Here is an 8832-nt window from a genome sequence, read left to right as displayed (position 1 = left end):
ATATTGGTACAAATACCATTGTAATAAATGTCAGGAATTTTTCTAGAATTAGCGCAAAACGGTTGATTGGGAAAAACACGGAAATTAATAACGTAAATAATCCAATTACTATTATCGAGATCCGAATGTTTTTACTTTTTACCCATTGTGTAGATGAAACTGCCGCGGAATAGATGGCGACAAAATTAGTAGTTATAGTTGATAATAAAACTATGCCGCAGGCAACATAGCGAAATTTACTTGACGCGATAAATTCAAAAATATTATTTCCATTGTAAATGACGATTGAAAGTCCGATAAAATACATAAAACAACTTCCAAAAAAATATCCTAAAAACGGCATTAATACGGCGGATATTTTGTCATTCGCTTTACAGGAATAATCTCCCACTAATGGTAGCCACGAAACAGGCATCGCTATGGATAATTCTATTCCTAACATTATGCTCATGTTATTTGACATAAGAATAAAATCTGATTTATAACCAAATGATTCAATAAGAAATAAAACGCAAAGGCTTGCCAAAAGAACAACCGCTATATCGTTTATTTTCCCACCTGGGCTGCCAAAAATTAAAGCCCATATTATTTGAAAAACAGATAAAGTAAGCGTTATCGTCCAAAAAGGAATATTTGGTAATACGGCGGCAATTGCGCCTCCCGCTTGTACTACTAAAATAATAATCCAACCTACAAGCTGTACTATGTTACACAATGCGACAAGTTTGCCGCCATTTTTACCAAAAGAAAAAGCAACGCTGTCCATTGCGTTTACTTTTCGGTAATAAGAAATATAAGCGCCTCCGGCAAACAACGCCGTTCCGATTAAATGTCCAATAATTATTACAATAAGTCCTTGAACAAAACCAAGTGGAGCAAGCAGTCCGCCGGTAAATATTTCAGAGATAGAAATTGCCGCTCCAACCCAAAGTAAAAACATGGCGCTTCTTTTCATAGTTATTCTCCCATTAAATATTTGTGAAATGTGTTATAGGGTACAGTTTGAATTTATATCTCTGTCGCAGATCATCTAGAGCAAATGCAGGGGCTGAAAATTTTCAACCCCTGCATTATTATTATGACTTGCTAATCCCTTCTTCCAATGCTTCTATAATATCGTCTATATGCTCAATGCCGATGGACAGGCGGATCAAATCGGGCGAAAGTCCGCCCTCTTTTTGCTGTTCAGGACTAAGCTGGGAATGTGTCGTACTTGCGGGATGTATGACCAAACTCTTGGCGTCTCCCACGTTAGCAAGTAGAGAGAATAGAGGCAAGTTATTTATAAACTTGATAGCTCCGTCATAACCGCTCTTTAAGCCGAATACAACCACGCCGCCGTAGCCGTGTTTGAAATACTTTTTCGCAAGCGCATGAGTCGGGTCATCGGAAAGCCCAGGATAGCGAACCCATGCGACTTTGTGATGTTTTTTCAGCCACTCTGCGACTTTCAAAGTGTTTTCTACATGGCGCTCAACACGCAGGTGTAAGGTTTCAATGCCCTGCAGGAACTGCCATGCGTTGTCCGGCGAAAGGGCGGCTCCTAAATTGCGTAATGGAACAGTACGGACGCGAAGCGCGAAAGCTATTGGTTTTAGCGCGTCAGGTAAGTCAATCGCCCAGCGCAAGCCGTGGTAATTGGCGTCCGGCTCTGTGAAAAGCGGGTGTTTGCCGGCTTTCCAGTCAAATGTTCCGGCATCGGTAATTATGCCGCCGATATTTGTGCCATGACCGCCAAGCCATTTTGTCAGAGAATTGACAACGATGTCCGCGCCGTGTTCAATTGCCTTGAAAAGGTACGGGGTTGTGAATGTGGAATCCACAATTAAAGGCAGTCCGTTTTTGTGGGCTATGTCTGCTATCGCTTTAAAATCCACAACGTCAAGAACTGGGTTGCCGATGGTTTCCACAAACAACGCCTTGGTTTTGGGCGTAATCGCCTTTTCAAAATTTTCTGGTTTGCTTTGGTCTACGAATTTCACCTTTATGCCGAGCGTGGGCAAAATAGCGTCGAACATCGTGTAACTGCCTCCGTAAAGGTTCGTGGCGCTCACAATTTCATCGCCTGCTTGGGCAAGGGTGATTATAGCGTAGAAAATAGCCGAAGTTCCACTGGCTATGGCGACGGACGCGGCTCCTCCTTCTAAAGCTGTTATTCTTTTTTCCAGAACTTCGTTGGTCGGGTTTGTAAGACGGGAATAAATATTCCCAAGTTCCCGCAAACCGAACAAGTTTGCCGCGTGTTCCGTGCTTTTAAACACATAAGACGCGGTTCTGTAAATTGGAACCGCGCGGGCTGTGGTCGCGCTATCCGGCTTTTCCTGTCCGGCGTGGACCGCTAGGGTTTCTAAACGATACTTACTCATAATATCCTCCTAATGGATTGTTAATTAAGGAATTCTACGAATTCCTACTAATACTTTTTTTAGACAAAAGCGTCTATTCACTGAACAACGCCGCCTTCAACAACAAGCTCATCGGGATTAACCGCGTTACCGTATACAGGCTCAAGTGTTTCGTTATAATCATTATGAAAGAATTGCTCGGCTGCCAGCGCTTTAATTTTATCGTTAATCCACTGTAGCAATGTTGAATTTCCTTTCGTAACGGCAGGGGCGATAGTGTCAAGTCCGCCAAGAGAAGGTATACCAACTGTAAAGCCGGGGTTTTGCAGCGCCCACGCTAAAACTTCTGTATTATCAGTTGAGAACGCATCGGCTCTTTTGTCAAGTAGGGCGTTGAAGGTTTCAGTGTATTGGTCGAACTTCAACAGGTTAACTTCGGGATGATTGGCTGTAAAGTAGCTGTCGGCAGTTGTTCCCTTTGCGACAATCAGTTTTTTCCCTTCTAATTGTTTTACATCGGTAATCAAAGCGTCGTTGGGACTTACCACGCCCAAAGATACTTTCATATACGGCAAGGCAAAATCGACTTTCTGGGCGCGCTCTTTTGTTACGGTGAAATTAGCCAAAATAATGTCCACTTTACCTGTTTCAAGGAATTCGACACGGCTAGCAGGTTCAACGGACTTATACTCCACTTTCACGCCCAAATCCTTTGCTATGCGATCGGCAAAATAAACATCATAGCCTTTATAACGACCGTTTGCATCAACATACCCGAAAGGGGCTTTGTCGGAAAACACGCCGATAACGACTTTTCCAGATGATTTAATTTCGTTAAGCGTACGAAATTTACCGGATTTTGAAGCCGTGCATGCGGTGATAAACACCAGCAAAAGCGCAGCAATAGAAACGTAAATTAAATGCTTTACGTTCACGACAGTTGTTTTTTTGGATTTCATTTTTTATCCTCCATAAAAATATTTTTTGTTTCAATTTTTTTAAATTGAAACAAATTTAAAAATTGTTTGGCGCGTTCTGTGCGCGGCGCAGTAAAAAAATTATCGGGGGTATTTTCTTCCTGTAGTACACCGCCGTCAAAGAAAAGTATACGGTCAGATACGGCGCGGGCAAACTCCATTTCATGCGTAACAATCAGCATTGTCATGCCCTCACGGGCAAGCCCCAGTAGCACGTCAAGAACCTCGCGTACCATTTCAGGATCAAGCGCCGCTGTCACCTCGTCAAAAAGCATAATTTCAGGATTCATCATCAGCGCGCGAGCAATAGCGACGCGTTGTTTCTGTCCCCCTGAAAGCTGGCGCGGATACGCGTTTCGTTTTTCAATTAGTCCAACCCGTGTAAGAATAACATCTGCCGCTTTTAATGTATCTGTCCGCCGTTTCTTTTGCACACAGAGCGGGGCAAGTATGAGGTTATCCAACACCGTTTTGTGAGGAAACAGTTCATAACTTTGAAACACCATGCCGACTTTTTGACGTATAAGACTCCAGTCGGGTTTCCCTTCTGTAAGAGATTCGTTTTCCATGAAAATTTCTCCGGATTGGATCTTCTCTAATCCGTTAATACAGCGCAGAAGAGTACTCTTGCCGCAACCGGAAGGACCGATGATTACAACAGCTTCGCCTTTTCCTATTGAAAAGGAAATATCTTTGAGCGTATGCTCTTTGTCATAGTATTTATTAAGCCGCTGGATGCTTAGTATAGTTTCCATTGTTAAACACTCCATTTTTTTTCTAAATGCTTGCCAAATGCGGAGAGCGGCCAGCATGAAAGAAAATATAAAAGAAAAATGACGGCATATATTGGAAATGCCGCCTTGGGCGCTGTATAACGATTTCCCTCAATAATTTGCTGTCCCACCTTTAAAACTTCTAGTACGCCGATAAGCGCAATCAGTGAAGTTGTCTTTATCATGCGTGTTGCCAAGTTAATTGAAAGTGGTACAAGCCGCCGTATAGTTTGCGGCAGTATAATATGTAAATACGTTTGCCTTTTTGTAAGAGCGAGTGCCGCCGCGCTTAAATACTGATGTTCCGGTATGGAGGCTATCGCGCCGCGAACCAGGTCGCCCAATTCCGCCGCGCCCCATAATGTGAATACCAGCACCGCCGAAGTTTCGCCTGAAAGATTCCAGCCAAATGCGCGTGTCAATCCAAAATACACAAGAAACAACAGTACAAGTTGCGGCATGATACGCAAGGCTTCAAGATATACTCTGCCAATCAAACGGCAGACATTATTTTTTACCGAAAGGAACATCCCAAATAAAATGCCCAGAGGTATCGAAAGCAGTAGCGCGAGCATTGCGATACGCACTGAAACAAGCAATCCGCCTAACAGCCGCCACAGCGCGTTTCCCTCAAACAACACCTTAAAATCCTGCATAACGAAGTCTCCTTTCAAGCGCGGACGCAAACAGCGAAACAGGAAGCAGAATGACAAGGTAAAAACACACAAGCATAAAAAGCGTTTCGCCTGTGTTGTAATAAAGTCCGATGAGGTCTTTTGCCACATACATGAGATCTGCAAGCGCGACTACGCTGAAAACAGATGTTTCTTTAATGAGGAAAATTATATTGGCAAGAACAGCGGGAAGCGACATGGCAAACGCCTGTGCAAATATAACGTGACGAATTGCCCCAATCTTAGTAAAACCCAAACTCAACGCACTCTCGTATTGAATAGTTTCCACCGCTTCAAAACCGCTGCGAAAAGCTTCAGCCATATAACCGCCGCCAAGAAAAGTAAGCCCAATAACCGCGCAAACTGCCGAAGGTATGGCTAGCCCTATTTTGGGCAACCCAAAATAGAGAAAAAACAATTGCACTAATAACGGCGTATTACGGGATAATTCTACATAGACTGAGGCAATTCTCCATATAATCGGCGTTTTGAAATAAAGCGACAGCCCTGATAACAGACCGACAGCTAATGAAAATAAAATTCCCAGTATGCCAATACCCAACGTCAGCAATGCCGCGTCTTTAAACACTGGTAGATGATTAATGATAAATTTCCAATCCATGTTTTTAACTGAATCCTCCTTAAATATAGATAACTGATATTCCAGTCATATTAAACACATATTACCTATGTATTTAATATGTATTATAAACATATTAGACACATATGTCAAGTATGTTTTGAGAAAAAAAACAACTTTTTAATTGTTGACAATGCCATTTTTTTTGTAATAAAATATACTGTAATCATATATATATAGTAAGATTATTAGGAGTATAGTAAATATGACATATTTAACTCGGAAAATTAAATCAACAGTAGTAAACGGCAAGACTTGGTGTCCTTCCTGGCAGGGATGGTCATGGATAATCACTATAGCATGGATGACGATAGCCAACTTTTGGCATCCGTTTGGGTTTTACGGACTGGTCTGTATGTTTACGCCGATTATCATTGCTATTGCGGGCTATGGAAAAATGAGTTGCGCTAGAATATGCCCAAGAGGATCATTTATCGGGTTGATAACGCGCCCATTTGCTTTTTTCGCGCTTAAACGCCCCGCCATAACTAAAACAAAAGGTTTTAAATTTGTTATATGGGCTTTGATGATGGGTTCATTTATCGGGCTAATGATATGGATTGTTCCGACATTGGACATTGACAGAATAGGTTATACAATTCTGGTTTTTATGGAAGTAGCCACCGCGATAGCGGTGATTTGCGGAATTCTTTTTACCCCGCGCGCGTGGTGTACATTCTGTCCCATGGGCACTACCACAGGAAAAATACGCGATTTACAATATAGGCATATAGCGGGTTAATAGCGTATACTGGCGATATGAGATACTCATATAAAACACAGGGAACTTGTTCCAAAGAAATTAATTTTGATATTAACGGAAATATCATAACCAATGTATCGTTTGCAGGCGGTTGCAGCGGCAATCTGCAAGTAATCCCACGCCTTGTTGACGGAATGACCGTAGAAGCAATAAAAGAAAAATGCAAAGGAATCCTCTGTGTAGAAAGAGGAGTAACCAAGGAAACATCATGCCCGGATCAACTTGCAATTGCAGTAGAGAAGGCGTACTTGGAAAGTAAGTAGGACGGTAAAATTTTGCGTTACCTTGCTTTTTGCTATTTTTCATGCTATGTTCTACTTATGGAGGCTTGCCCATGACCATTACACAAACTGTTGAAATTCCTGCTGATCGGAAGTTGCATTTGGATTTTGAAGTTCCTCGTGAAGTACCGACCGGGCGGACAAGTATAATATTACAGTTTCCCGACAAGAAAAAGGCGCAGCCTTCAAAGCCTGTTCTCAACAACGGCAAAATTCGGCTTACCAAAGCGATGAAAGAAGAATTGCTTGCAGATGAAACCTTGCGTTCATTGACAGGTATTTTGCATACTGATATGACAGTTGATGAAATCCGCATGGAAAGGCTGGCGAAACATCTGTAATGAAAGTTCTAACTATTTCCGATGATAACGAAAATTAATAAAGAAACAAGTGACTGTTATTCCGAGCTTACTGACACCCTGCGTCCTCATACAAGACCGCTTTGAAACCACAACAAGTAGTGTACCCCGCAATGTAAGGCACACTACTCATTTTCAATGAAATTCAGGTGTCCAGTTATGCCGCGTGTCCCAATTGTTGGCTCCAGATTAACAAGACAAATAGAATATTGTTCCACTACCAAACCCATTCAAAAGTTTCATTGTCAATATTATCAGGTATTAATAGTTTATAAGTTTTGTCCGTAGTTTTTTTTGCAAAAGCTTCGCTCCAGCCCTGCCGTGGTTTTTTCTTTACACCTTTAATAATTAATCTATCTTTATTGATAATTAATTCCACTTCGTCTTTTATTTTTAATTCATTAAAAATTCTTTTTGGTAACCTAATACCGCGAGAATTACCAATTTGGACAACGGAAGTCAACATTATTACACCTCTATTTTGTAATTATATTGTAATTACAAAAATTGTCAATAGGAATACGCAACAAGTAGTGTGCCCCGCAATGCAAGGCACACTACTCGCTATTTAAAAATTACTTCCCTCTACTCATCAATTCTGTGGCGGTGTTGTTGACGTGGTAAACCCTATCCGGTACGTGCCTTTGTAATTGCTGTTATATGGGCTAACCTTGATATAGTACGTCTGCCCCAATGTTACTGACCGCGAGGTGTATGTTGAATTATCCAGCCGTGATTCGCTTCCGACTGCATCCACATACAAGCTTGTCAGCGTCCCGAAATCAACATGAATGTACTGCGTTGATGCGGTGGCGATAAAGTAGAACCACTGCTCATCGCTTGATGTGGGGATATTGCCGTCAGCCCATGTGTTCAGAGTAAGTTGGGTTATGGTAGTTTCGGGAGGATAAAATCCCTCAGTAAATCCGATCTTGTATGTGCCGCTGCCGCTGTTGGGATACAGTCTAACCCTGATATAGTACGTCTGCCCCGATGTTACTGACAACGAGGTGTATTTGCTTAAGGTAGCAGTGATAGAACTTAACAATTGTGTTTCGCTTCCGACTGTGGTTCCGCTTGAGTTATATACCTGCACATATAAGGATGTCATCATCCCGTAATTAACATGAATGTACTGCGTTGATGCGGTGGCGGTAAAGGAAAACCACTGTTCATCACTTGATGTGGGAAGATTGCCGTCAGTCCATGTGTCCAGGGTAAGCTGAATGGCACCCGGAGGAGGAACCCAACTCGTGTTGAACCCTATCTTATATGTGCATGTGCTATTGCCAATGGAATAACTCGTGCTAACCTTGATATAGTACGTCTGCCCCGGTGTTAATGACATCGAGATGTATTTGGTATAACGAGGAAACTGTGTTGCCTCTCCGACTGCGGTATTGTTTGAGTCATATACCTGCACAAGCAAGGTTGTCGATGTCCCGTTATTAACATAAATGTACTGCGTTGATGCGGTGGCGGTAAAGGAGAACCACTGCACATCGCTTAATGTGAGGAGGTTGCCGTTAGCCCATGTGTTCAGAGTAAGCGGAATGGCAGTTTCTTTGCTGTCGCCTTCTCTTCGAGCGATAACGATAGAAAACGCCTTAGTGCTGCTCTTAACAACGTTTGTTGCTTTTGCTTCAACCGTGAAATTAAATGTTCCTGCCTCTGTCGGCGTTCCTGCAATTACCCCTGTACTAGAAAACCCCACGCCGTTGGGCAATGAGCCTGATAATATTCTCCATGTGATCGTATTATTAGTAGTATCTGTTGCTGTTAAAGTTTGGCTGTAAGGCACTCCTACTTTCCCATTAGGCAATGACGTTGTGGTTATTTGTATGCCTGTTGTAGTGCCGCCACCACCGCCCGTACCCCAACCACCGCCACCGCTTGTGCCGCCACCGGGCTGATCCAACATTCCAGGGTCTGTAAAGGAACCGCTACATGCGGTCGCAATCAGCAGAATAGCCGTTGTCAAACTTAAAAAAATATTTCTTTTCATATAACCTCCATGTGT

The 8832-nt window shown here is 42.5% G+C and carries 11 protein-coding genes; 3 read left to right on the top strand and 8 right to left on the bottom strand.

Features of this window, described 5'->3' with window-relative positions; genetic code table 11:
- The 6 genes from ACYVTD_RS02255 to ACYVTD_RS02230 all read right to left on the bottom strand — a co-directional run.
- A partial coding sequence (locus tag ACYVTD_RS02255; protein WP_461246153.1) for an SLC5/6 family protein occupies nt 1–955 on the bottom strand: 955 nt, incomplete at its 3' end.
- 121 nt (nt 956–1076) lie between these two features.
- Nucleotides 1077–2366, bottom strand: coding sequence for an O-acetylhomoserine aminocarboxypropyltransferase/cysteine synthase family protein (locus ACYVTD_RS02250; protein WP_461246152.1), 1290 nt, complete (start codon nt 2364–2366; stop codon nt 1077–1079).
- 77 nt (nt 2367–2443) lie between these two features.
- Nucleotides 2444–3304 carry a cysteine ABC transporter substrate-binding protein gene (locus tag ACYVTD_RS02245; protein WP_461246151.1) on the bottom strand — a complete coding sequence of 287 codons (861 nt, stop codon included), beginning with the start codon at nt 3302–3304 and terminating at the stop codon, nt 2444–2446.
- Nucleotides 3301–4077, bottom strand: a complete 777-nt coding sequence (locus ACYVTD_RS02240; protein ID WP_461246150.1) for an amino acid ABC transporter ATP-binding protein — start codon at nt 4075–4077, stop codon at nt 3301–3303. Before ACYVTD_RS02240 ends, ACYVTD_RS02245 begins: the two co-directional genes overlap by 4 nt.
- 2 nt (nt 4078–4079) lie before the next feature.
- On the bottom strand, nt 4080–4751 hold the full coding sequence (locus ACYVTD_RS02235; RefSeq protein WP_461246149.1) for an amino acid ABC transporter permease: 672 nt from the start codon (nt 4749–4751) through the stop codon (nt 4080–4082).
- Nucleotides 4738–5391, bottom strand: a complete 654-nt coding sequence (locus tag ACYVTD_RS02230) for an amino acid ABC transporter permease (protein WP_461246148.1) — start codon at nt 5389–5391, stop codon at nt 4738–4740. Before ACYVTD_RS02230 ends, ACYVTD_RS02235 begins: the two co-directional genes overlap by 14 nt.
- A 223-nt stretch (nt 5392–5614) precedes the next feature.
- Here ACYVTD_RS02230 and ACYVTD_RS02225 point away from each other — a divergent pair, with 223 nt between their 5' ends.
- The 3 genes from ACYVTD_RS02225 (at nt 5615) to ACYVTD_RS02215 (ending at nt 6794) form a co-directional block, all read left to right on the top strand.
- Nucleotides 5615–6151, top strand: coding sequence for a 4Fe-4S binding protein (locus tag ACYVTD_RS02225; RefSeq protein WP_461246147.1), 537 nt, complete (start codon nt 5615–5617; stop codon nt 6149–6151).
- A 17-nt stretch (nt 6152–6168) separates the two neighbouring features.
- Entirely contained in the window at nt 6169–6435 is a 267-nt protein-coding gene (locus ACYVTD_RS02220) for a TIGR03905 family TSCPD domain-containing protein (RefSeq protein ID WP_461246146.1), read from the top strand.
- A 71-nt stretch (nt 6436–6506) separates the two neighbouring features.
- Nucleotides 6507–6794: a hypothetical protein gene (locus tag ACYVTD_RS02215; RefSeq protein WP_461246145.1), complete on the top strand. Its 288-nt coding sequence runs from the start codon at nt 6507–6509 to the stop codon at nt 6792–6794.
- Between the two features lie 235 nt (nt 6795–7029).
- Here the strand turns inward: ACYVTD_RS02215 and ACYVTD_RS02210 are convergent, their stop codons facing one another.
- Nucleotides 7030–7278, bottom strand: a complete 249-nt coding sequence (locus tag ACYVTD_RS02210) for an AbrB/MazE/SpoVT family DNA-binding domain-containing protein (protein WP_461246144.1) — start codon at nt 7276–7278, stop codon at nt 7030–7032.
- A 126-nt stretch (nt 7279–7404) separates the two neighbouring features.
- On the bottom strand, nt 7405–8817 hold the full coding sequence (locus tag ACYVTD_RS02205; RefSeq protein WP_461246143.1) for a hypothetical protein: 1413 nt from the start codon (nt 8815–8817) through the stop codon (nt 7405–7407).
- Nucleotides 8818–8832: the final 15 nt, after the last annotated feature.

Source organism: Treponema sp. R6D11 (assembly GCF_054786075.1).
Note: the sequence above shows the minus strand (reverse complement) of the source record. Positions and strands in the feature narration are given on the sequence as shown.